This is a genomic window from Phytohabitans maris, from assembly GCF_031085175.1.
In the GTDB taxonomy this organism is placed as follows: Bacteria; Actinomycetota; Actinomycetes; order Mycobacteriales; family Micromonosporaceae; genus Phytohabitans; species Phytohabitans maris.
In genome coordinates this window covers 1-26,383 of sequence record NZ_JAVHUY010000041.1, presented here as the reverse complement: position 1 = coordinate 26,383, position 26,383 = coordinate 1, and the positions used below count along the sequence as shown (strand labels likewise).

Annotated in this window: 8 protein-coding genes; all 8 read left to right on the top strand. The window is 75.1% G+C overall.

Features of this window, described 5'->3' with window-relative positions; translation table 11 throughout:
• The first annotated feature begins 1 nt into the window (after position 1).
• The gene (gene eccB / locus RB614_RS33130; protein ID WP_308716634.1) at positions 2 to 1,405 is read left to right on the top strand and encodes a type VII secretion protein EccB; all 1,404 of its coding nucleotides are present in this window, start codon (positions 2 to 4) and stop codon (positions 1,403 to 1,405) included.
• A 120-nt stretch (positions 1,406 to 1,525) separates the two neighbouring features.
• On the top strand, positions 1,526 to 1,840 hold the full coding sequence (locus tag RB614_RS33125; protein WP_308716633.1) for a WXG100 family type VII secretion target: 315 nt from the start codon (positions 1,526 to 1,528) through the stop codon (positions 1,838 to 1,840).
• Between the two features lie 46 nt (positions 1,841 to 1,886).
• Positions 1,887 to 2,183, top strand: coding sequence for a WXG100 family type VII secretion target (locus RB614_RS33120; RefSeq protein ID WP_308716632.1), 297 nt, complete (start codon positions 1,887 to 1,889; stop codon positions 2,181 to 2,183).
• A gap of 117 nt (positions 2,184 to 2,300) precedes the next feature.
• On the top strand, positions 2,301 to 4,808 hold the full coding sequence (locus RB614_RS33115; protein WP_308716631.1) for a hypothetical protein: 2,508 nt from the start codon (positions 2,301 to 2,303) through the stop codon (positions 4,806 to 4,808).
• Positions 4,809 to 4,811: 3 nt separating this feature from the next.
• Complete coding sequence (locus tag RB614_RS33110; protein WP_308716630.1) at positions 4,812 to 5,684, top strand: hypothetical protein; 873 nt, start codon at positions 4,812 to 4,814, stop codon at positions 5,682 to 5,684.
• Positions 5,677 to 6,135 carry a YbaB/EbfC family nucleoid-associated protein gene (locus RB614_RS33105; protein WP_308716629.1) on the top strand — a complete coding sequence of 153 codons (459 nt, stop codon included), beginning with the start codon at positions 5,677 to 5,679 and terminating at the stop codon, positions 6,133 to 6,135. The genes RB614_RS33110 and RB614_RS33105 overlap by 8 nt, the downstream gene beginning before the upstream one ends.
• Positions 6,125 to 6,433, top strand: coding sequence for a hypothetical protein (locus tag RB614_RS33100; RefSeq protein WP_308716628.1), 309 nt, complete (start codon positions 6,125 to 6,127; stop codon positions 6,431 to 6,433). The genes RB614_RS33105 and RB614_RS33100 overlap by 11 nt, the downstream gene beginning before the upstream one ends.
• Before the next feature lie 21 nt (positions 6,434 to 6,454).
• Positions 6,455 to 26,383, top strand: a 19,929-nt coding sequence (locus RB614_RS33095; RefSeq protein WP_487379840.1) for a toxin glutamine deamidase domain-containing protein, incomplete at its 3' end; no start/stop codon positions are given.

The following is a 26,383-nucleotide window of genomic DNA, read 5'->3' as shown; positions in this document are numbered from 1 at the left end:
CATGGAGTCCCGCCGCGATCAGGTCCACGCGTACTTCTACCTGGTGGGGCGCCTCAACTCGGCGGTCATGCAGGGCCGGCCGGACCCGTACGAGCCGCCGAACCGCCGGCCCCTGCTCGGCTTCGTCATCGGCGTCCTGCTGGCCGTCGTGGTCGCCGGCGGCTTCGGCATCTACGGCATCTTCCGCCCCGGCGGGGACTCCTCGTGGCGGCAGCCCGGCGTCGTCATCCTGGTGAAGGAGACCGGCGCCCGGTACGTGCTGCTGGAGGAGCAGCTGCGGCCGGTGCTCAACTACGCCTCCGCCCGCCTGGTGCTCGGCAGCGGCGGCACGGCGCGGCTGGTCACCGTCTCCCGCAACTCGCTGCGCGGCGTACCGGTGGGGGCGCCGATCGGCATCCCGGACGCGCCGGACACGCTGCCGCTGGCGGGCAAGCTGGAGACCGGGGCGTGGACGGTGTGCGCCCAGCCGCCCGCGCCGTCCGGGCAACCCGCCACCACGCTCCTGATCGGCGACGGCCCGGCGCTGTCCACAGTGGCCGAAGGCGAGGGGTTCCTGGTCGCCACGCCGGACCGGCAGGCACAGCTGGTCTGGCAGGGGCGCCGGTACCGGCTGGCGCCGCGGGCCGCGGTGGCCCTCGGGTACGCCGGCGTGGAGCCGGTACCGGTGACCGCGGCCTGGCTCAACCCGATCCCCGCCGGCCGCGACCTCGCCTTCCCCACCGTGAACGGGCGCGGGCAGGCCGGCCCGCGGGTCGGCGACCGCACCAGCGTCGTGGGGCAGGTCTACGAGGCGCGCGACCCGGCCCGCGGGACCAGCGACCTGTACCTGGCCCGCGCCGACGGGTTCGTCCGGCTCAGCCGCACCACCGCGGCGCTCGTCCTGGCCGACCCGGCGGTCGGCGCGGCCTACCCCGGCGCACCCGTGGCGCCGGTCCCGATCCGGCCGGACGAGCTGGCCGCCGCGCCGGTGACGGAGAGCACCGAGCTCGTCGAGGGGTACCCGCCCGAGCCGCCGCGCACCGCCGGGGGTCCGGGGACGCTGCCCTGCGTCCGGTACCGGCCCGGCGGCGACACCGTCGCGGTCACGCTCGCGCGGGTGCCGGCGGCGGCCGCGGCCAAGGCGGTGCCGGTACCCCGGTCGGCGGCGGCGGGCGGCACCGCGGACCGGATCCTGATCCCGGCCGGTACCGGCGTGCTGGCCCGCAACCCGTACGCCCCCGGCGGCGGCCTCTTCCTGGTGACCGAGTACGGCGTCAAGTACCCGCTGCCGGACGCCGGCGCGCAGGCGCTCGGCTACTCCGGCACCGCCCCGGTCGAGGTCCCGGTGGAGCTGCTCGACCTGCTGCCGACCGGCGCCGTGCTCGACCCGGCGGCGGCCCTGGCGAGCAAGACCTGGGGCGGTTGACGGGGGATATCCCCGGGACAGCGGCCCGCGCGGCGCGGAACCGGCCACCGGGCTCGGTTGACTGATTCCATTTTCCTGGCACCCAACCAGGTTTTCCGGCAGAGAGAAGAAGGGGTACGCATGTCCACCAAGCTCGACCCGGAGGTCGCCACGAAGGTCGCCGGCCTCCACCGCTCCACCGGCGGCGACATCGACCTGGAGATCGGCAAGTTTCGCGACACCGTCGACTTCATGGACGGGTACTGCCAGGGCGCGATGATGACCGCGCTGCTGAACGCGCAGGCCGCCTGGGAACAGGAGGCGCGCAACATCATCGGCCACCTGAACGTGATGGCCGGCGACGTGGAGAGCGCCGTCGGCGCCATCGACACGCAGGACGTGGACAACGCCCAGGGCGTCGGCAGCGTCGGCGTGAGCATCCTCCGGGACATCTGACCCTCCACACGGGACCCCCGTCCAGAACGCTAGGGAAGGAGCCGCAATGGCGGACGGAACCATCAGCTACGACTACGGCAAGATCGCCGAAGGCATCGACGCGATGCAGCAGATCAACCGGGCCATCGAGGGTCTGGTCGAGAGCCTCGCGCAGGAGACCGGTACCGCCCTCGACACCTGGACCGGCGACGCGGCCGACCACTACAACGCCACGGCGGCGAAGATCCGTACGGACTTCGGCGACCTCAACAGCATCGTCCACGACCTGGCCACCGAGATCGGTATCCGGTCCGAGGACATGCGGCTGCAGGACCAGCGTTCCGGTAACTCGTTCGGGGGCTGACCGTGCCGGGGACGACGCCGGGAGGGCCGCGCGCCGCCCGGTGTCTTCCCGGCCGCCCACAGATTCGATCGGATGGGGTGAGTCGTGGCGTCAGGTGAGGTCGGATCGTTCGACCAGATGAATCCGCCGCGTGGCCAGACGTTCGGCAACTACGAGGTGTGGACGCAGCTCACCCCGTACATCGAGGACCTGATCGACCTCGGACAGAACCCCGGCGAGGCCTGGTACGAGGCCGAGCGGCGGTGGGCGAAGGCGAGGACCCGGCTCGACGAGTACCTGGACGAGCTGGAGCGGCAGGTCGGCCTGCTCAAGCCGCACTTCGCCGGCGCGGCCGCGGACGCCTTCTACAAGCACGTCGAGCAGCTGGTCAGCCGCAGCCGCGAGGGCGTGTACAACGTCCTGGAGGGCAACTACCCGGTCAACATCGGCAACGTCGGCCACGCGATCAACGCGTTCCGGGGCGACTTCTGGCGCATCGTGAACGCCGGCCACTACCTGGCCGACCAGTGGCGCGACTGGGTCGAGAAGCAGATCACCGACATCTACAACCGGGCCGGCGCGAGCACGACCTCGGCCGAGTTCAAGAGCGACGTGGAGAAGGGCAAGGAGGCCGCGTACCAGGCGAGCGAACGCTGGATCATGTCGAAGGTACGGCACCGGCTGGTGGAGCTCACCTACGAGTACGACGAAAAGGGGCGCAACATGTCGCCGCTGGACGTCTCCCTGCTCAAGCCGGTCGACACGACCAGCGGCGGGGGCGGCAACGGTGGCAGCGGCTCCGGCGGCGGCAGCGGCTCCGGCTCCGGCAGCGGGTCCGGCGACGACGAGGGCGGCGCGGGCGGCGGCAGCGGCTCCGGCAGCGGCGGCGGTTCGGGCAGCGGCAGTGGTGGCCCGGACACCGGCGACTTCGACTTCGGCTCCGGCGGCGACGAGAGCGGCGCGGGCTCCGGCAGTGGCGCGGGCAGCGGCAGCGGGGCCGGTAGCGGCGGCGGCTCGGGCAGCGGCGCCGGCAACGACCCGGCCCGCCAGCAGGCGTTGGACGACGCGCAACAGGCCGCGAACAACGCCATCGACGGCCTCAAGAACGGCGACCCCGCGTACGACGGGGCGCTGGACGAGGCGAAGCAAGCCGCGAACGACGCGATCGAAGGGCTGCAGGAGGGCGGCGCCGGCAGCGGCAGCGGCGCCGGCGGCGGGTTCCCCGGCATGGGTGGCGGCGGCTCCGGCGCCGGGCTGCCCGGCGGGGCCGGCAAGCCGGGCCGCGGGTCGAGCGGCGACGACGAGGCCAAGCGCAAGAAGGCGCTCGAGGACGCGCAGGACGCGGCGAACGACGCGATCGACGGCCTGCAGGACGTCGACACCGAGTCCGGTGACCCGGCGGCCGACGCGGCGCGCGACGACGCCCTCGAAGACGCGCGGGACGCGGCGGACGACGCCATCGAGGACCTGCTCGGCGACGACGAGCTCCCGCCGACCTCCTCCGCCGATCCGGCCGACGAGGCCGACGCGGCGCGCGAGGAGGCGCTGGAGGAGGCCCAGGAGGCGGCGGACAAGGCCATCGAGGACCTGATGGGCCCGTCCACCGGCGACCCGGAGGCCGACGCGGCGCGGGCCGAGGCGCTCGAGGACGCGCAGGACGCGGCGAACGACGCCATCGAGGACCTGCGGGGTTCGGACGCCGGCGACGTCACCGCGGAGCAGGCCCGGGAACGGGCGCTGGACGAGGCGCAGCAGGCCGCCGACGACGCCATCCAGGACCTCATCGAGGACGGGGGTACCGGCGAGCGCTCGGACGCGCTGAAGGACGCCCGCGACGCGGCGGAGAAGGCGATCGGGGAGCAGGGCGAGCGCGGTGCCCCCGGCACCGAGGGCGGCAAGGGCGGCGCCACCGACGCGGCGCGCCAGGACGCCCTCCAGGACGCGCAGGACGCCGCCGACCAGGCCATCGACGACCTGCTGTCGGGCGAGGGCGCGGGCGAACCCGGCGCGGACGGCGAGCAGGTCCGCGACGACGCCCTGGTCGAGGCGAAGGACGCGGTCACCGACTCGATCGACGAGCTCATCGACAAGGAGATGGCCGGCGAGGGCGAGGGCGGTACCGAGGAGGAGCGCGACGCCCGGGTGAAGGCGCTCACCGACGCCAAGGAGGCCGTTTCCGGCGCCATCGACGACCTGGTCGAGGTGGGCGGCGACCACTCGACGATGTCGGACTTCCTGACCGGCCGGGACCCCCTCGGCGGCGCGAAGGGCCTCGGCGGGCCCGGTGGCGGTGGTCCCGGTGGTGGCGGATCCGGCGGCGGTGGGCTCGGCGGTGGCGCCGGGGTCGACCTGCCCGGCGGTGGCTCGGGCGGCGGCGGTTCGGGTGGCGGCAGTGGGCCGGCCCCGCTGGAGCTGGCGCCGGTCACCGCCGCGGAGCACAGCCAGCAGAGCTCGTTCCCGGCGGGGGGTGCGGGACAGCCCGGCCAGTTCGGCGGGTCGGGCATGCCGATGGCCCCGCCGATGGGCGGCGGCCAGGGCCACGGTGCCGACCGCGACCGCGAGCGCAACACCTGGCTCGTCGGCGAGGACGGCATGTGGGGCGAGGAGACCGACGGGGCGTCCGGCCCCGCGCTGGGACGGGACTGACCCATGGACGCGAACACCACACAGCCGACCGGCCAGCCGCGCACGCTCGACGAGATCGTGGCGGCGCTCGCCCAGGCGTCCCCGGCCGACCTGCACCGCCACGCCGACCTCTTCGACGACGCCCGGCGCGCGCTGGGCGAGGTGGTGGACGCACTCGACCGGGCCTGGACCGACCTGGAGCAGGCCTGGCCGGGCGCCGGTGCGGTCGCCGCGGCCGGGTGGGAGGTGTCCCGGCGTACCAGGTCGCTGCTGCACGCTCTGGACGGGGCGGCCTGCGGGCTCATGCTCCGGATGACCGCGGACACCCTCGCCGACGGGCAGGCCCGCCTGCGCGACCTGCAGGCCCAACGAGCCACGGGTACCGGCACGGCCGCGCAGTACGACGAGCAGGCCCGGCTGGTGCTGCACGGGGTCTCGGACACCTACCGCGACATCGGCGTACGGGTCGGCGGGGAGCCACCCGCCCGGGCGGCGTACGACGAGACGGCACCGCTCACCCTCGCCGCGGCCGGGGCGGAGGCGGAGGCCGACGAGCTCTTCCGTCCGATCTCGACGGTGGCGGCGGGGCGCCCCGGCGAGCCCGCCCTACCCCCGGCGGCCGGCGGCGGCGGTGCGGGCGGCAGCGGGTACCCGATGATGCCTTTCATGCCCATGGGCGGGATGGGCGGGATGGGCGGCGCGCAGGTCGACGCCGCGCCCCAGCAACAGCAGCGGCGCGCCGGCCTCCCGGGCGACCAGGGGGTCTGGGGCAGCCAGGAGAGCGGATGGCAGGTGCTCGGGCGCCGGGAACGGGCCGCCGCCACCACCGCCCGGGAGCGGTCCGCGGCCCTCCTGGAGGAACTCGAAGCCAGGTCGAAGGGAGACAGGAATGGCTGACGCGACCGGCCCTTCCCGGGCCAGGGACGCCCAGGTGGAGACGGCGTTCGCGGTCTTCGCCGAGGAGCAGCGCAAGCTCGCCGACTTCCAGCGGAGGATGCGCGACGCCAGCACCACCGTCGAGTCGCCGAACAAGATGGTCACGGCCACCTTCGACGGCCGCGGCGAGCTGGTCCGGCTGACCTTCAACAACACGAAGTACCGCGGGATGGCCCCCACCGAGCTGGCGAGCGTCATCACCGAGACGCTGGCCCGCGGGCGCAGCCAGGCGTTCAACAAGATTGGTGAGATGGCGGGCGGTGACGTGCTGCCGGGCGTCTCCTTCGGCGACCTGGCCGCCGGCAAGGTCGACCTCGACAAGGTGGTCGGCACGATGATGACCTCCGTGCTGGACCTGCCGGCGATCGCCCGGGCCCTCAAGGGCGAGGAGGTCAAGCCCGATGGCCGATGAGACCCGTATCGACCCGGACGGCCTCTACCGGATCTTCAACAACGTCGACGGCGTCGGCGACGACGTCCAGGGCGCCCTGGACCGGGTGACCGGCATCCGGACGACGGTCCCGGCGCCGTGGGGCGACGACGAGCACGGCGAGAAGTTTTCGACCAAGAACGAGCTCCAGGCCACGGACGTGCTGGACGGCACCGGCGCGCAGGTGACGTTCATCCGCGACCTGACCGGTCAGGGGCGCGGCGCCGTCGACGGGTTCGTGTCGCTCGACGGCGACAACAGCCACGGCCTCGCGCCCTAGACCTGGCCTGCCGAGGGCGCGATGGACACTCCCATCCCGGACTGGCTGAACCACATCCTGGAGTTCATGGTCGGTGAGCGCTGGCCGACCGGGAGCGAGAACGGGATGTGGCACCACGCCGACGAGTGGGCCAACCTCGTGTCCGTACTCGGCGCCGCGCGGGACCGGGTCTCCACCGAGCGCGACAAGGTGCCGGACGTTGCGGCCGGCGCCTTCGCCGACGGGCTGCGGCAGGACCTCCAGTCCCTTATGGACAACCTGCAGCTGCTGCGGGACGGCGCGGAGAACATCCGCAAGGCCACCAAGAACGGCGGGGCGGATCTTCAGGAAACGAAGATCATGATCGTCATCCAGCTGGTACTGCTCGCCATCCAGCTGGCCTGGCTGATCGCCTCCCTCTTCGGGGCGCTCGCCATCCCGGCGACGATCGCCGGGTTCCGGGCCATCATCTGGTCGATCATGCGGCAGCTCTTCGTCGAGATCGCGCAGGAGCTCGCCGAGGAGCCGCTGCTGAAGCTGATCATCCAGGCGGCGCAGGACGGGGACGGCACGCGCGACGGCATCGACTGGGACGCCATCGGCAAGGCGGCCATCCAGTCCGTGGTCGCGGCGGGCTTCGGCGCCCTGGCCAACGTCGGCGCCGAGATGATCGTCGACTGGGCGGCCAAGAAGTTCGCCAAGGTCAGCCGGATCGGCGACGACGGGACGCTCTTCGTCACGGACTGGAAGTTCCGGTCCGGGGCCATGCTCGGCAAGGGCCTGACCCAGGGCGGCGTGGCGATGCCGGCCGAGGCCCTGGGCGCGATGGCGGCGGGCGCGGAGGTCGAGTGGCGCTGGGGGACCGCCACCAGCGCGTTCGTGAGCGGCCTCAACGAAAACAACGAAGCCAGCCCGATGGACCTGCTCAAGACGAGCAACCTGGCGATGTTCACCGGCTTCGACCGGGCCGTCCCGGTCACCGGCACCGAGACCCCGGCCGGCGGTGACGAGAAGCCGGCCGGCGGTGCCGACTCCGACGACGACTCCTGGGACACCAGGACGCTGGTGGACGCCGGTTCCGGTGACGGTTCCGGGATCGGTGCCTACGCCGGGAACGGCGCCGGCGCCGGCGGCGTCAAGGCCGCCACCGGCGGTGGTCGCGGTGGCGGTGCGGCCGGCGGTGCCGGCGCGACGGGCGGCGGTCGCGGTGGCGCCGCCGGCGGCTCGTCCGGTGGTCGCGGTGGCGCTGCGGGTGGCGGGGCCGGCGGCTCGTCCGGTGGTCGCGGTGGTGGTGCGGGCGGTGGGGCCGGTGCGGCCGGTGGCGGCGGTGCCGGGCGCGTGGGCGGTGGCTCCGGGGCCGGGGACGACTTCGCGGCTCCCGACGACTTCGGGGTAACGGACGACGGCACGTGGTCGTCGGGCGAGGGCTCGGGCGACTGGGATACGGAGACCATCACCGGTGACGACACCGCCGGTGCCGCTTCTTCGAACGGTGCCGGTTCGTCCAACGGCGCCGCCTCTTCGAACGGTGCGGCTTCGTCCAACGGTGCCGCGTCTTCCAATGCCGCCGGTGCTTCCGGCGGTGGGGGCGCTCCTGGCGGTGCCGGCGGCACTGGCGCCTCGAACGGCGCCGGCGGCTCGGGCGGTGCCGGCGCCTCTAACGGTGCCGCTGCCTCCGACGGCGGCGGCGCTTCCGGCGGTGCTGCAACCTCGGGTGGTTCTGGCGCCTCCGGTGATTCCGGCAGTGGCGGCGCGTCTGGTGGTGCTGCCGCTTCGGGTGGCGGCGGCGCTTCCGGTAGTGCTGCCGCTTCGGGTGGCGCGGACCAGGATGGTGGCGCTGGCCAGGATGGTGGCGGGCGGGACGGTGCCGGCGGTTCGCAGGGCAGCGGGAGTTCGAACGGCGCCGCCGTGGGCAGCGACACCGGTGCCACGGACGGATCCAGCATCGATGGCACCGAGGACTTCGACGCCGCGAGCGGTTACGGCGGCAGTGACAGCCTCGACGGCTCCAGCGACACCGGAAGCAGCGACAGCACCGCATCCTCGGACAGCACCGCATCCTCGGACAGCACCGCATCCTCGGACAGCACCAACGGTGCCGGCGACGCTGGCGGCGCCAGCGGTGCCGCTTCCTCGAACGCCGCTGGCGGCTCCAATGGTGCCGGCGGAAGCAGCGACGCCGGCGGCTTCAGCGACGCTGGCGGAAGTAGCGGTGCCGGCGGAAGCAGCGGTGCTGGCGGCGCCAGCGGTGCGGGCGGAAGCGGCGGCGCGGGCGGCGCCCCCGGTTCGAGCGGCTCCGGCACCGGGAGCCAGGCCGCGCCCACGAACCAGGCGGCCGGCCCGAACAACGCCGGCTTCGGCACGAAGGCCAGCCCCGTCGCCGGCACCACCGGCGTCCCCGCAGCCAGCACAGTGGACGGAGGCCCGGCGGGCGGCGCGACCGGCGGGGGGCATGGGCCGGCCACCGTGTCCGCCGGGCCGGACCTCGGCGCCCTCGACTCCTCCTCGACCGGTACGCCGGACGGCTCGACGGAGACCGCGTCGATCGACACGGAGAGCACCGCCCCCGATCCGACCCCACCCGAGAGCCTCAGCACCGACGAACAAGCCAGCACCCACGAACAGGACAGCGCGCACGAACAGGACGGCACCCCCGAACAGGACCGGACGCGGGCCGAGCAGCCACCGTCGCGTGCGGGGGAGGATGGCGGCGGTCAGCGGGTCGGTCGCGGCATGGACGCCGAGGGTGTGCGGCGCCTCTACGGGGATCTGCCGGTGTCCTGGGCGCAGGAGGGAATGTCCACAGTCGAGCGCCGCACGGCCGCGGCCGGGCAGCTGGTCGCGCAGATCGGTGGCGGGCGGGGTGCGCCGCCGGCGCTGCGGTTCGCCGAGGCGATGTCGGGTGTGGACGGCGGCGCGGGTCCACCGCGGACCGAGTCCGGGCCGGTGGGCAACCGGCTGAACCCGGACATGACCAGCTACGACCGGGTGGAGCGGGCGGTGGCACAGGCTCCGCCGGGCGCCGCCGGGGTGCTGGTGACGCGGGACGGGCCCGGGATGCCGCCGGTGATGACCGTGGTGCACCACTCGTGGAACGGCGAGGTGGCGTTCGTCGACGCCGAGTCGCACGAGCGGGCCACGCTCCCGGCGCTGCCGTACGACGTGCGCTTCGTACCACTGGATCCGGCACTGCAAGGCGTGGCCGACCCGGCGGTCGAGGTGGGGCTGGCGCGGGAGCGGTTCGTCGAGGAGGTCAACAGCCTCGGCCGGGACCTGCCGGTGGTCAACCCGCACGCCGGCGAGAAGGACTACCTCGCGGCCTGTGTGGACTCGGCGCTGGCCATGTACGACCACTTCGCCCACCAGGAGGAGCGGCTGGCGCGACCGGGGCCGCCCCGGGACGCCGCCCAGCTCGACCGGGTGCTGGAGTGGCTGTCGGACTACCACGCGAGCAGCGTGCCCGACTACGGCGCGGTGGAGCGCGCCATGGACGACGCCACCCCGCTCGCCCAGGGCTTCCTGCGGGTGTCCACACCGGACAGTCCGGACGGCCACCTGTACCTGGTGGTCATGGGGATCAGCGGTCCCGGCTTCGTCAACGCGTACGACCGGTCGGTGGGCGCCCTGCCGCCGAACCCGTCCGACCTCAAGTTCTACCCGATGCACGACAGCATCCGGATCGCGTCCGCGGACCGGCGCTCCGTGGGTGGCCCGGAGCCGGTGCGGGTCGGCATGAACCCGAACGGGACGTCCACCGGGACGCGGGACACACCGGCCGGCGGGCTGCCGGCCCGACGGCTCTCCAAGCGGCGCCCGCCCGTGGCGCGGCCCGCGTGGACGCCGGACCACCTTGGCCGGGTGGCCCGGCTGCGGCAGGCGTTCACGGAACTAGCTGGCACTGCCGCGGACCCGGCGCGGCTGGAGGCCGGGATCGCCGCGGACCTGGCCGCCATTGGGGTCCTCGGCGACCAGCGGGATTCGGTCAACCGGAGCGCGAGTCTGGTCCGGTGGCTGGGGAGCAGCCGGCCGCTGCCCGGCACCGCCCGGGCCGACCGGATGCGGAAGGCCGCGCCGCTGCCGGCCGCGGCGACCGGGCTGCTGTGGCAGCGGATCTTCGACACCCGCGCGGACGCCACGCCGCCGGTGGTGCGGGCGGCGGTCGAGCGGGCCACCACGGCGACGCTCGCCACGACGCCCGGGGTACGGGCCGCCGTGATCCGCGACGGCGCGCGTGACGTGCTGCGCCTGTCCGCCGACCGGAGCCACCCGCTGCCGGGGGCGGACGGCGGAAACGTCGTACGGATGGGGATCGAGCTCGTATCCGATGTGGACGGACCCGGCGTCACCCGGGACGCCCCGGTGGAGATCCGGGCCGCCGACCGCGGCGGGTACGTCATGCGGGTGCGGCGCGACGCCAGCGACGCGGCGCTGCGCGTGGGCGTGGCCGGCGCGCTCGCCGCCTGGCTGGCCGCCAACCGGCCGCCGGCCGCCCCGGACTCCGGCACCGCACCGCCGGCCGCACCGGCGGACCCGGATCCGCCGGCAGAAGCCGAGGTGCGGGCCCACCGGCTGATCGCCGAGCTCGACGCGCTCCGGCGGCTGGCCGCCGGCCGCTCGCGGTTCGGCAAGCTGCTGCGGGCCGGAGCGGACCGCCACCGGGCCGCCGACCTCGCCCAGCAGCGGGCGCTCGACCGCGCCCGGACCCTGCTGCGCGGCGGGGAACTGCCGGCCGGCGTCGCCGCCCGGCTGAGGGCCGCCGCCGGCAGCCGCGCGGAGACGCCCGCGCCACTCATGGCCGCGGCGCCACCGCCGGCCGAGGCACCACTCGCCCCACCCCCCGCGGGTACGGCGACGCGGGAGGCACCGCCGTGGTACGTGAGCCTGGGCGTGCTGGGCGGCGGCCACGTGGTGTCCGCCGGCGGCGTGGTGGACGCGGCGGTGGAGCGCGACGCCGCAGGCGGGCAGCGGGCCGGCGACGGCGTGTCCGACTGGCTCGGCGCCCTGACCGCCGGGCTGCCGTCCAAAGTGGCCGCCGACATCCGCGGTCAGGTCGTCGGGCTGCTCGCCGACCGCGACCCGGGCCACTGGGAGCGGCTGCTGCGCACGGGCGCGCTGCTGTCCGCCGGCGGTGTACAGGTCGAGCTCCGCTTCACGGTGGCGGGGGCGGAGCCGAGCGGGGCGCCCACCGGCGAACGGCGCGACTACGCCGGCACCCTGCACGTCGACGGCACCGTGCGGCATGCCGGACCGAGCGGCGGGCGCGGGACCGCACCGGTACGGGCCGGCATGGACCTGCCCGGCCGGGCGCACCTGAGCATGCCGGCGGACCAGTCGTCCGATGTGGAGTCCCAGTTTCACACGACGGCGCCGGCCGAAGGGGTACGCCCGCCGGTGGGCGTCGTCGACGCGACCGCGCTGCGAGGGCTCACGTACGAGGTCGGCGCGGTGGACCCGGAGCCGCTGCTCGCCAGCCTCCGGCAGATCCTGGTCGACCTCCGGGTACCGTCGGCCGCGATCGCGCACATCACCCAGGCGGCGGCCGAGCAGATCCTCAACGACGGTGTCCTCGGCGACCACGGCCAGGACTGGCTCTCCGGCGATTGGAGCCCGGGGCTGCTGGCCGCGAAGGTGTCCACGAAGGACCGGACCACCATCGCCTCGAACGGCCGCCGGCTGCTCGCCCGAAGGCTCCCCGACCACGGCGACTTCGCCGGCCACCTGACGCTCAGCGCCCAGCCGCGCACGGTCCGGTACGTGACGACGACCGCTCCGCCGCCCCGGACCGGTGACGGGGCCGCGCCGGCCGTGCGCGCGGAGGGCATGGTGCGGTACCAGACGGTGTTCGACTTCACGCTCGCCGTCCGGTCGACGCACGGGCGGGCCGACCGGGAGGCGACGACCGCCGGCGAGCTGGGGGTGGCCGCGCCCGACGCCGACCGGTTCGAACGCGACGCGCTGGACGGGCCGACCGGCCGTCGCGAGGACGAGGGGTCCGACGCCTGGTCCGTCGCCTCCACCCCGTCCACAGTGGACCAGGACGGCGGCAACGACGCCGACAGCTTCGGCGGCGGCGACTTCGAGGGCGGCGGCCTCGGCAGCCTGGGCCTCGACGGCGATGGCCTCGGTGGTCTCAGCGGTCTCAGCGGTCTGAGCGGTCTCAGCGGCGAGGGTGGCGGCTTCGACACCGAGGAGCACCGGCCGATGGAGAGCGGCGGCGAGGGATCGCCGCTGCCAGAGCCGGAACGCCCTGCGGAAACCCCAGCCCTGGTCTCCGAGACCCCACTGGAGAGCGGCGAAACCGGCGACGACGGCGAGGACGGCGAGACCGGCGGCGGCGCGAAGGAGCCCAGCAAGAGCGGCGGCGAAGACGAGCACGGCGGTGAAGGCGAACGGGACGGCGGCGAGGACGAGCGCGGCGGGAGCGAGGACGAGCGGGGCGACGAGGACGAGCGGGGCGGCGACGAGCGCGGCGGCGACGAGCGGGGGGAGGGCGAGAAGGAGCGGGAAGGGGACGAGAAGGAGCGCGAGGACGACCGGGACGGCGAGAAGAAGGACGGGGAGAAGGGGGACGAAGAGGAGGACGGCGAGAAAGAGGAAGAGGACGAGGGCGAAGAAGAGGCCGAGAAGGGGAAGGCGAAAGCGCTCCCCGCCATCACCGTCACCGACGAACTGGTCCAGGCGGCGCCCCTGGACCTGACCACGGAGAAGGGGGCCGCCGAGCGGGCCGAGCACGTCCGGCTGCTCGGCGTCGTCGAGGGCCTCGACGCCGTCCGCAAGGAGCGGGAGGAGCAGGCCGCCGAGCGGGGGCGGGAGTGGTGGGGGGCGGTCGAGGCGGAGCGGGACGGCCTCGTACCGATCGACGAGGCGGACCGGGCCGCGGCCGGCCGGGTCGAGGAGCGGAACCGGCAGCGTGAGGCCGCGCGCGTGACCGAAGAGCGGGTCGCCGGCGAGCGTGCGGCGGAGCGCGAGCGGGCGCGCCAGGACGCGGAGGAGCGTGCGGCGCAGCGTACGGCGGCGGCCGAGGCGGCCAAGGCACGGGCAGCGGCCCGGGAACGCGCGGCGCAGGAGGAACGCGAGGAGCACGGGCGGCTGGAGGAGGTGAAGCGCGACGCCGAGGGACGGCGGTCGGAGCGCGCGGCCGCCGAGCAGCGGGCCGCCGAGGAGGAGCAGCGGCGCCGGGAAGAGGAGGAGCGGGCCAACCAGGAGGAACAGCAACGCCGGGAAGAGGATGAGCGGGCCGCCGAGGAGGAGCGGCAGCGCCGGCAGCAGGAGGAGCAGGCCGAGCGGGACGAGGCGGACCGGCTGGCCGCCGACCAGGACCCGGCCCGGGCGGCCGGGCGGGAGCAGCGGGAGCAGGAGCGCCAGGCGGCCGCCGAGGCGGCGGAGCGGCGGGCGGCGGCGCGGCGCGAGGCTGGGGAGGCGGCGGAGCGGCGGGCGGCGGCGCGGCGCACGGCGGAGGAGGCGGCCGAGGCCCGGCGGCAGCAGGCGGAGCAGGACGGCCGGCTGGTCGAGGAGGCCGAGCGGAGGTGGACCGAGTTCACCGAGACGGCGCGGCTCGCCGAGGCCGGACGCGAGCGGGCGGAGCGGGACGAGGAGGCCCGCGAGCGGCAGCGGGCGCTGGACGACCGGCGCGCGGCGGAGCGGGAGGCCGATCGGGTCGCGGCGGAACGCAGGGAGGCCGGGGAGAAAGCGGCCCGCGAGGAGGAGTGGCGCCGGGCGGAGGAGCGGGACGCCGCCGAGGCGAAGGCGCGCGCGGAGGAACGGGAGCGGCTGGCCGGAGAGGTGACCCGAAGGTCGGCGGCGCACGAGAAGGCCAAGAAGGCGGCGGAGGACGCGCGGGCGGACTGGAAGCGCGCGACCGAGGAGCTCGCACGGGCCAAGGCGGCCCTCGACGCGGTCACCGAGGAGCCGAAGGACACCGGCACGAAGAAGCCCGAGGACGCCAAGGAGCCGGAGGACGCCAAGGAGCCCGAGGACGCCAAGAAGTCCGAGGACGCCAAGAAGTCCGAGGACGCCAAGAAGCCGGAAGAGGCGGAGAAGCCGGCGGAGACCAAGCCCGAGGACACCGGTACCAAGAAGGCGGAGGACCAGACCGCCACGTTCCCGTGGTATTTCGCCGAGGGCGCCCTCGGCGAGGTGAGTGTGGCACGGGCGGCGACCATGTCCGAAGCGGCCGTAGCCGAGGCCGTCACCGCGCTGATGGACGACCTGCCGCCCAACCCGCCGGCCCGGCGGGAGCCCGACATCGAGATGGGGGTGATCGGCGAGGGCGCCCGGGAGCGTCCCGACCTGGGCACCGCCGAGCAGGAGCGGGAGATCCGGGCGGCCGTCGAGCGGGAGCTGCGGAAGCTGCTGGCCGAGCCGGATCCGTCGGAGTCGGCGGACAAGCACGCCGAGGCGGATCCGTCGAAGTCGGCGGACAAGCACCGCGAACGGTGGGAGCACGCGCTGTTTGGCGGCGTGACCGTCAGCGCGGGCGGGCGGCTGGTCTGGATCCGCCCGGTGCCGCACAACCCCCGCCCCTCGGCCGGCAAGGACACCAAGGGCGCCCGCGAGTACGCGGTCTCCTTCGGCTCGACGAAGGTCGGACACGAGGAGTCCTCGTCGGCCGAGCGGGGCCTCGGCGGTGGCCTGGAACAGACGTACACGCTGTCGACCGGGTTGGCTTCCCGGCTGATCGCCGGCCTGCCGGTGCTGTCGGTCAGCGGCGGGCGCGAGCGGGGCCGGTCAGCGGAGTCGCGGATCATCTGGGGCCGCAAGCTCTTCGTGACCGACGCGACGCCGTTCACCAGCAGCGTCTCGTTCCAGGTGTACGTCAACGGCGTGGAGTGGGGCCGGCCCTCGTTGCCGGCCGGCACCGACCTGCTCGACCTCACCGTGCCGACCAACTACGCCAGGGCCGACGCGCGGCCGGACCCGGGGGCGCCCCGGGCGCCGGTCCCCGCCGGCCGGCCCGGGATGCCGGTCTCCCCGGCCCGGGACGTGCTCAACGCGATCGACCTCACCCCGGTCCTCACCGCCTGGCACGCGGCGCTGGTGGCCGCGTTCCCGGCGGACATCGCGGCCGGCGTCGCCACGACCGCCACGCGGCAGCTGCTGAACGAGCGGACCACCCGCAACCGCAGCCGCTGGCTGCTGTCCACAGGGGACATGACCGACACGATCGAGCACGGCCCGCTGCTCGGGAAGTTCAGCGGGTACCTGACGACCCAGGTGACCCTGCGCCAGCTGCAGCTCGTGGACGTCACCAAGGACGTCACGGTCCGGGACGACCTCGGGGTGATCTCGTCCTCCGGCGTCGAGCTGTCCAGCAAGAGCGCCGCCGGGGTGGCCGGGTCCGCCAACGTGATCGGGTTGACCCACGAGCCGGCGGACTCCGGCGGCCACGAGGACTCCTCGTCGAAGGTGACCGGCGGCTTCAACTTCGGCTTCGGCGGGGAGACCGAGCGGGAGGTCGGCCTGGAGTCCGGCGGCAAGGTGCTCAACCACACGGTGCTCAACCGCAAGGAGGGGCAGGCGCGGTACCGGGCCGTCTTCGACTTCACGCTCACCACGCACGCCAACCGCGAGGTGGCGACCGTGACCCGTACGGTGGTGGCGGAGCAGGGCGTGCCGGCGAGCGAGGCGGCGGCCTTCGAGCGAGGCGTCTACGGCGGCGTCTTCACCCCGGACTTCGGCGCGCCGGGCGTCCGGCGTCCCCGGGCCCTCATCGCCCCGCCACCGCCGGCCCCGCCGCCGCCACCGGCGACACCGGATGCGATCGCCGGCGTACTGCCACCGGCCGTGGACGGGGCACCGCAGGCGCGGCAGGCCTACGTACCCGCGGACGGGCCGGCCCCGCGCGAACCGCTCGCCGCCGCGATGCGTCGCGGGCAGGGCCTCGGCATCGCGTCGAACAAGCCGGGCGGCGAGAAGGTCGCCGACCTGGTGCTGTCGGTCCTGCGGCAGAAGTCCGGCGGGGCGGACATCGGCGCCAAGGCGCGGCGGGACGTGCTGGCCCGGGTGGGGCGCGCGGCGATGGAGGCCGACCCGAGCCGGATCCAGGGCGGGCGGAAGTTCGCCGTCACCGTGGGCGGCCGGCGCTTCCAGGTGCTGGTGACGGAGCACCGGCTGGCGCTGCTGGACAGCGCCACGTACCCGATGGTGGTCAACGGCCGCACGCTGACCGGCTCGACGACCGCCGGGTCCCGGTCGACCGAGACCAGCGCCAGCGGCCGGGTGGGCGGCGGCCCGTCCATCCCGCTGAAGAAGAAGGAGGACGAGCCCGCCGACGGGGCGCCGGCGGAGGGCGCCGCGGCGGAGCCGGAGCACCAGGGGAGGTTCTACTTCCCCCGGCTCCGGGTCGAGGTCGAGGGCTCGCTCGGCCGGGAGCACGAGTTCAAGCAGGAGGTCAAGGAGTACCGCCGCACCGAGACCGACGGCGACGTGGTGGACAACGGCTACCAGACCGTGTACGAGGTGGCGATCCGCGAGCTGCCCGCCAGCGGCGCGCCCGGTCCCCGCGAGACATGGCTGGTCGGCGCCGACCGCGACGAGGGCGTCTCGACCCAGATCGCGGTGCCGGTCGAGCACCTGCCCCGCGACCCGGAGACCGGCGCCGAGCGGACCATCACCGCCGAGGAACTGCGCGGGGCCGGTGCCGTGCGCGGCGGCGACGATCCCCGGGTCGCCTGGGAGCCGATCGCCGGGCCGGCCCACCTGCCACTGGACGAGGACGGCACGGCCGGCCTGTACCCCTCCTTCCGGCACATCCCGCAGCTGCCGGCCGCCGCGGCCAAGCAGTACCAGCGGCTCAACGGGCTCTCGGACGAGTGGTTCAACGAGCCGATGAACTGGCCGGACGAGCTCTTCGACCTCGGCGCCGGCTCGGAGCTCAGCGGCCAGTTCCCGGACTCGGTCGACGAGGACGGCTGGATGCTGCACCTGCCCGACCACGACGGGTACGAGCAGACCATCCGGGTGCGCGAGCGGGTCTTCAAGGCGGGGCTGGACTACCGGTACAGCAGCGACCGGATCGGCAGCGAGAAGGGCGTCGAGCTGGAGCAGTACCGCCAGTCGGCGATCAGCCACGGCTCGGCCACCGAGTGGGAGACCGGCCTGGAGGGCAAGGCCGGGGTCGGCGGGCTGTACCTGAACTACGGCACGGACGAGGGGAAGTCGTACGAGCGGGGGCGCGGCGGCGCCAACCTGTACGGCGAGGGGGAGCTGTCGTTCGGCGGCTCGGTCGGCAAGGACTCCGGCGCCATCGACATCACCCGGGCCACGTACAACGACCCGGTCCACGCGTACGGCGGGCGGGTGGTCTTCGAGGTCACCGCCGTGCGCACCAAGGACGGCGTGAGCACCGAGAGCGGCCCGACGTACCTGGACGTCGAGGACGCGATGGACCTGCTGGCCACCGACCGCGCGGTCGAGGACCTGGGGCTGGACCGCCCGCCGAAGGACCCGGCGGAGGCGGCGCCGGCGCGGGCCATCGTGGACGAGGCGCTGCTGCCCGCGGTCTCACACACCGAACGGATGCGCGCCAACCAGGTCCTCCGCACGCTCCGGGGCATCGTGCGCGACCTCCAGAATGAGGGACGGATCGCGGCCGGCGACGGCGTCGAGCTGCTCCGGCGGGCACTGGCCAAGCGGTTCGGCTCGCGCAAGCTGGAGCCGCAGCTGCTGGCGCTCAGCGGCCAGGGCGTGTACGGCTGGTTCCCGGTGCCCGGCCCGTTCGACACGGTCCAGTACATGTGGGTGCGGGTCACCGGGCGCCCGGCCGGGCCACCGCGCGGCGACCGTCCGCGCGACCGGGTCAGCCTCACCCTGCGCGGCGAGACCCACGACGCCGAGTCGAACACCGACAGCACCGGGTGGGGCGGGTCCGGCGTGTTCCAGTTTCACGGCCGGGGGGCCTGGAACAGCCACGGCGACACGGCCGGCGGGCTCGGCCACTACGGGTACGGGCAGTCCGGCTCGGGCGAGGCCGGCGAGCAGACCGAGTCCAAGGACATCTTCCGGACCGGTCCGAAGCAGTCACACGAGCTCGAGTACGGGATGGACTTCACCATCGAGGTCGCGCTGACCAGCGAGATGCCGCAGGCGGTCAAGCTCATGATCGACACCGCCCGCGCGGCGATGTTCGGCAGCGCCCGGCTGGCCGGCTTCTGGGGCCCGGCGGCCGAGCTGGCCGTCATGGACTTCTGGTACGACAACGTCGAGTACTCCTGGCGGGACGAGCAGACCGCCAAGGGCGACGTGCGGGTCATCGTGCCGAAGTACCTGACCCGACCCGCGGGCGAGCCGGCGGGCAGCTGGCGGGAGCCGGGCGGGGAACCGTCCGAGAAGCCCGACGAGACGGGCCCACCGCCCGCCGCCGCCCGGCCGGTGCCCCGGTGGGAGGAGCCCCCGGCCGTACGCCCCGCGCTCAACACCGACCTGGCCGCCGACCAGAGCCTCCACCCGTGGGTACTGGAGAAGGTGGCCCGGGAGTTCGTGCGGTGGGCGGCGCTGACCACGCAGCCGGCCCGGCTCAGCCACGCCCGCGACCTGGCGGCCGTCGGTGCCTGGCACGTGCCCGGCACCGACGCGGGCAGCGGGCTGCACCGCCTGGTCTTCCACCACGCCTCCGAGGTGATGCTCCGGGCCCGCCTCGTGCCGCTGCTCGCACACCGCTACGAGATCCCGGGTACCGGCATCACCCTCGGCCTGGACATCCGCCGCCGCAAGGTCTACTACGACGGGCACGGCAACGCGCTGAGTTTCGAGCAGAAAGCCCGCCGCTACCAGCAGCACGAGAAGGGACCGATCAACAAGAGCTCGTCCTCCTCCGGCTGGGACGCCGCGTTCGGGCCGCAGGGCGGCCGCCCGACCGGCACCATCAAGAAGCTCGGCTGGTACGGCGAGGGCGCCAGCGGCGGCGCCGAGCGGGGGACCGGCCACTCGGCCGAGATGAGCGAGGTGAACGAGCGCAACGTCGAGGGCAAGCGCACGTTCTACCAGTACCGGTACGACGTCACCGGCGTCATCAAGGGCCCGCACGGCACGCTGTTGATCGACGTCGACGCCGGCCTGTACCTGATGCGCGATGCCGAGCCGGCCGCGGCACCGGTCGAGGCACCGGTCGAGGAGAAGCCGGAGCAGAAGGAGCCGCCCGCCGACCCGAAGGGCAAGAAGCCGGTCAAGAGCGGGAAGATGCCGGGATCGTGGCCCGAAGACGAGGAGACCGGGCAGACCGGCGAGACCGGGAAGTCCGACGACACCGGGAAGTCCGACGACACCAGCGGGGAGGACGCCCCACATCCTGGTTGGACGGTCGCGGGCGACGGCGAGTACCGGTGGACGGGTCCCGGCGACCCGGTGGCCCTCCCGCCCGGTCTGGAGCGGGGGACGGCGAGCGGCGAGGGAAACCGCTGCCTGCTCGACTCGCTCCGGCAGCTCATCAACGTGCGCCGCGGCGAGGACGAGCCCCCGGTCACCACCGAGCACCTGCGCCAGTTCCTGCTGGACAACCTGCGCGCCGAAGGCAGCCCCGACGCCCTCCGCGCCGTCGCCGACCTCGAAGCCGACCAGATGCTCGACGTCTACGCCCCGGTCTTCGCCGACACAGTCCGGGACGGCTTCGGGATCCGGATCCAGCTCTTCCAGGCCACCGGGACCCCGCGCCGGATCGTCGTCCACCCGATCAGCGGCACCCAGGGACCGGTCGTCTACCTGCACCACGAGGGCCTGCACTTCACCCCGCTCTGGCCGGCGGCGGACCCGGCCGGCGCGGTGGACCCGACGTGGGAGCCGCTGCCCGGCGAGCGTTCGCAGGCCGAGCTGGACCGCGAGTACGGCTGGCTGCCGCGGGTCAACCCGTACCGCGACCGGGGCGGGGAGTTCCAGACCAACTGCGTGCCGATCACCATCGCCACCGACCTGACCCAGGCGGACCGGTCGCGCGGGGACGACGTGTACTTCCAGGCGCCGCCCTCCACCCCGCAGGCCGCGACCGACCTGGAGAACTACACCGGCAAGCCGTACCGGGAGGTGCCGGACTACGCGGCCGTCGACGCCGCCATGCGGGCCGCGCCGGTCGGGGCGCGCGGCGTCGTCGTGGTCACCGACGTCGAGGGTACGATCTCGCACGCCTTCAACGCGTTCCGCGACAAGCGCGGCGTCGCGTACCTGGACGGGCAGACCGGCAAGTGGGCGACCGCCCCGGCGCATCCGGCCCGGGTCCGGTTCATGCCGGTGACGGATGGCATCCCCGAGCCGCGCACCGTACCGCCGCCCGCGCCGCGCCGGGAGAAGGGCGGCGGCGACCTGGCCGACTTCCTGGGCGGCGCCGATCCCGGCGGCACCGGCGACCGGAAGCGGCCGGCCGAGCAGGAGTCGCGCCGCCCGCGCCGTGCCGCCCCGCGCCGGCCGGCCGCGGTACCCGTCGACGAGGTGGACGAGGCGGCCTGGCTGGTGCGCCCGCCGGCGCGGGTGGGGCGGTCGGTACCCGGGGAACAGCAGTGGGCACCCGCGGACCCGGAGCGGGTCGCGGACCTGAAGCTCCAGGCGGCCCGCACCGCGGAGGGCTTCAGCGACCAGCGCGGCCTGGTCCGCGAGGTGGCGGTCGGGCGCCCGCCGGCGCAGCCGCCCGGGATGGCGACCGACCCCGACCCGGACGGCGTCGGGTTCGCCTGCGTCGTGTTCGGGCCGAGCCGGGCCCGGCGGACCGCCGACGACCGGTCGCCGCTCGAGCTGGTGAGGATGTACCGGGAGGCGATGGGCGGCCGGTTCGACCGGATGCGGATGGTCGTCGGGATCAACCGCTGGAACGACCCGGCCACCGACCTGCCGACCGCGCGGCTGGAGCAGGAGCTCGCCCGCGAGGTCGCCGAGGAGCAGGCGCTGATCGACGCCGCGCTCGGCGACGAGGCGGGCGCGGTCACGGTGATCGGCCACGTGCTGGACCTGCCGGTACGGGAGCGGGCGCCGGACGGCTCGGCGGAGGGCCCGGTCGTCGACGCCGACTACTGGCGCCGTCGCCGCGCCGACGGCGACTGGATGCTGGACTTCCGGCTGAACTTCCCGCACGCCGGGGTGCAGCACGCGATCGTGGGGAGCCCCACGTTCCTGGGCTACCTGGGGCAGCTGCGGGCCGCGCACGGCGAGGTGTTCGTCCACTTCGGAGACTCCGATGTGGTCGGTCTGACCAACCCGCACGGCGGCAACACCACGCCGCTCTTCGACCGGCTCACCGAGGAGGTCCGGCGCAGCCGGGTGGAAGGCGAGCGGAGCCCGCTGGTACGGCTCGGCGGCGCGGTCGCCTACAGCGAGAAGGAGGTCGACGGCCCGGCGCACACCGGTGCCCCGAGCGCCGAGGCGAAGCTGACCGTGCTGCTGGACGAGGCGCACCAGCTCTACTCGGCGGAGCTGGCCGAGGGGGAGTTCCCGCTGGCGTACTTCATGGAGGCGAACACCGCGCTCAACACCCGGTACCTGGGCCCGCTGCGCCTGGCGGACGGCACGGTGGTGCCCGGGCTGCTGGACTCGCTGTCGCAGCGGGCGGCCCAGAAGGCGGGCGGCTTCGCCTCGAACTACGCCGTGCACCGCCGCCTGACCCAGCTCGGCCTGAACGACCAGGAGCGGTCGCGGTTCCTGGCCGACCCGGCGGCGCAGCTCGTGACCTCGGTACGGGGTGACAAGCGCACCTACCGGGAACGGCACATCGAGCTCGTGGCCACCCCGAACGACACCGGCGGATGGGAGCCGAACAAGCCCGGCCGCACGCTGTACCTGCTCGGGCAGCTGCCCCGGTCGAGCAACTTCGCGTTCGCGCCGGGCCGGCTGCTGGGCCGCTCCGCCGCGCACGCCGGCCTCGCCAACCCGGTCTTGGCGGCCAGCCTCTTCGATCCGCTGAGCCGCCCGTACGCCCTGCTCGACCTGCCCCGGAACGTGGTGGTCGAGACGCGCGAGAAGCTGCTGCGGCTCTGGCAGCTCAACCACGTGCTGGAGCAGATGCTCCGCGAGGGCCTCGACGCCCCGCTGGACGACCTGCTGGCCCGCCTGGCCGGCTACCGGGACGTGCCGCTGCCCGAGTGGTACCGCGCGGAGGTGCGGAACCTGGCCCCGGTCGCGCCCGACCCGGAGCACGAGCCGGCCCCCGACGAGGAGACCGACCAGGAGAGCGACGGGTCCGGCACGGGCACGCCGGACAGCGACGACTCCTCGGACGAGGAGTCGGTGGCGCAGAGCGAGTGGGGGAGCGAGCCGGACACCGCCGGGCCGCCGGCCGCACGGCGGTTTCCGCGGGCGCACCCGCGGACCCTGGCGCCGGCGCTGCCGCGGCTGGCCCCCGCGGCGCCGGACGCGGCGGGCCCGCTCGTCCCGGCCGGCCGCTACCGCGCCCCGGTGGTGGACAGCCGGCGCGTCATCTTCGCCGACCAGGTGATCTACCTGCCCCGGCGGGTCCGCGTGGGGGCGCTCGACGTGAGCGTCGACGCCACCGGCTGGTACATGATGACGCACCCGGACACCGGGGCCCGGATCATGTCCGGCCGGGTCCCGTTCGGCCTCGGCGACGGCGGCTGGCTGCGGGCCGGCGAGCGGGTCGACCGCGACCGCCCCGGCCCCGGCGAGGAGCAGGCGACGCTCCGCGGCGGCGAGGGCGAGCGCACCGTCTTCGGCCACCTCGTGACGATCCCGCCGGGAATCACCGCGCCGATCGTCCGGGCCCGTCCCGACCTCGGCCAGCTCGCGATCGTGGACGACGGCGGCGTCGTACGGGAGGTCCTGCCCACGGGGCGCCGCGACGAGGACCCCGGGTCCAGCGACGACCCCCGGGTCCAGCTGGTCGTCCATCCGGCGTACCAGGTGCGGGTGTCGCCGGGCGGCACCGTCGCGCACGCCGGCTCCGAGGGGGTGCGGCTGTATGCCGGCGGAGGGCACGCGGACTCCTTCGTCACCGTCGAGTCGACCGCCGACGGCTGGGTCACGGTCACCGACGACGCCGGTGAGGTCCTGCTGCGCCGCCGCTGGGAAGGGCTGGTCTCGGGCGCCGCCCCGCTGCCGGACGAGGCCGTGGCGAGGGTGCCGGACGAGGTGGCGGCGACCCGGACCGCCAGGGTCGAGCACGGTCACCTGGACACCGGCGAAGGCCACGTCCCGATCGACTCCCACCAGGACGGCCGGGACGTCGGCGTGTGGGACGACGGGCGGGACGGCCTGGTCTACTTCGACCGGGAGACGAGGGTCGTGCTGACCCGGGTGCCGACCGACGGCACCGCGCGGTACGGTGCCGCGCCGCGGGTCGGCCGCGTCCGGATCAAGCCGGGGTACCACGCGGCGAAGCCGGGCGGCACCGGGCGGCATGTGCAGTTCGCCCAGCGGACCTTCGACGTACCGGACCACCTGCGCGGCGTGGCCATGGACGTCACGGTGGACGACCAGGGGCGGTTCGTGATGACCCACGCGGACACCGCCGAGCGGGTCTGGTCCGGATGGGTGCGCGGGGCTCCCGGTGCGCCCGGCACCGGAGCGTGGCTGCGGCCCGGGACGGTGGCCGGCCCGGCGGTACGGCGCGAGCGGGAGCGGCTGATCGCGGCCGGGGTCACGAAGCTGCCCGGGGGTACCCGGGTCCGCCGGCCGCGCGGCATGGCGAAGGTGCTGGTCCGGCAGAGCCCGGCGCACGGCCGGCTCGCGCTCGTCGACCCGACCTCGCGGCGCGTGCGCAAGGTCATGCGGACGCTCCGCCTGGACCCGCCGGGGACGAGCTTCGCCGTGCACGGGCCGGTCACCGTGCACGTGGCACCCGGCCGCTCGGTCGCGCACATGGACCCGGCCGGCGGGCGGCTGTACGTCGAGGGGGCGAAGCCCGGCGAGCGGGTCACGATCGAGTCCACCCGCGACGGGATGGTGGTCGTCCGGGACCAGGCGGGCGAGGTGCTCGCGTCGCGGCGCTGGGCGTCGATGGTCGACGGCACCCCACCCGGCCGGGACGAGCGGGTGACCACCGTACCGGCCGGGACCCGGACCACCACCGAGCCGGTCGACGAGCACGGCTTCGTACGCCGGCCGGACGGGCGGGTGCTGGTCGGCCCCCGCTTCGCCGGCGCCGAGGTGGGCGTGTGGATCAACGGCGCCGTCCGGTACTACTTCAACCCCGCCACCCGGGTCGTGCTCGCCCGCGAGTCGCCCAAGGAGCAGCCGTACGTGCCCGCTGTGCCGGGGCGCCGGATCCGCCGCCGGCAGGCCCCGGTGATGTCCGGCCTGTACCGGGCGACCCGGGCGACCCGCGAGCGCGCGGTCGTCTTCGGCCGGGCCACGCACCGGCTCCCGCCGGGGCTGCGGGTCACCGAGGTCGACGCGGGCGTGGCGGCGGACGGCTGGTACCTGCTCACCCACCCGGACACCGGCGACGTGGTCGCGTCCGGCTGGCTCTCCTGGACGCCGCACACCGAGGCCGAGCGCGGCGCCGTACCCCGGGTGCACATGCCGGTGCCGATGCGGGTCTCGCCCGGCGGCTCGGTGACCCACCCCGACCCCGCCGTCGGCCGCCTCTACGTGGACGACGCGCTGGTCGACGCCGCACCGGACGGCGCGCCGGACCCGGACCGGGTCGTGACGCTGGAGTCCACGGTGGACGGCTGGGTGGTCGTCCGGGACGCGGCCGGCGAGGTCCGGCTGAAGCGCCGCTACCAGGCGCTCGTCGACGGCGACCCGCCGGCCGTGGACGCCGGCGAGGTGGCCAGGACGGTGCCGGCGGGGGTACCGACCACCACCGTCCCGGTCTCCGACACCGGCCTCGTCACCGGACGCGGCGGCCCGCTGCCGGTCGGCACCCGGTACGCCGGGTCCACAGTGGGCGCCTACGACGACGGGCACGGGACGCAGTTCTTCGACCAGCGCAGCCGGGTGGTGCTGGCCCGCGGCGAGCGCTCGCCCGGGACCCGGTACCTGCCGGAGCCCGACGTGCGGCCGCGGGCGGCCAGCCGCAACACCGCCGGCCGGCACACGACCCCGATCAGCAAGGGCGCGATCCGGTACCTGACCACCAACTTCCCGGTACCCAAGCACCTGCGCGACGGCGCGGCGACGGTCAGCGTGACCGACAGCGGCTGGTTCGTCATCACGTCCACGAAGACCGCGGAGCTGATCGGGTCCGGTTGGCTCCCCGGCAAGGGCGGCGGACCGGCCTGGCTCCAGCGGGGGCAGGACGCCGGGCCCGCTCAGGAGGGCGACGTGGTGCTGCCGGCGGGCAAGGCGAGCGTGTACGTGTTCCACCGCCAGCTCCCGTTTCCGCCCGGCCTGCCGGAGGCCCGCTTCCGGCTCGAGCCCGAACGGGGCGGCCAGGTCGCCACGATCGACACCCGCGACAACACGGTCAACCGGATCAAGGACGTGCTCCGGGTCGACTTCCGGTGGACGGAGCCCGTACCCGACCCGGTGCCGCTGTTCCAGGCGCACGAGCCGTTCCCGCTGACGGTCTCGCGGGGCCGGACGATCGCCCACCCCGCCCTGCCCGGCACCCGCGTGTACCTGGGCGGCGGGGTCCGGCCCGGTGCGACCGTCACGCTGGAGACCGAGCCGGGCGGCCGGGTCACCGTACGCGACGAGGCCGGACAGCCGATCGTCCACTCCCGACTGTCCGACCTGGACGCCGGTACCGCCGCGGAGCGGGTCCCGCCGGACGTGCCGCACGGCACCGTGACGGTGGACGACGAGGGCTTCGCCACCGGCGGCGGGGAGCCGGTGCCGGTCGGCCGCCGGTACGCCGGCCGTGCGGTCGGGGTCTGGGACGGCGGCGCGCGGACCCGCTACTTCGACCTGGCGACGCGGGCGACGCTGGCCCTGGTGGCCGCCGGCGACCCGGTCGCCGAGGGCCCGGGACAGCAGAGCGCCGGTGCCGGCCGGCGGGGTGGCCGCGGTGGCGCCGCCGGCGGGGCGCGCGGCGGCCGGGCGGGACGCGGTGGCCGGGGCGGTCTGGGCGCCGCGCGCGGTGCCGGGCCGGAACGG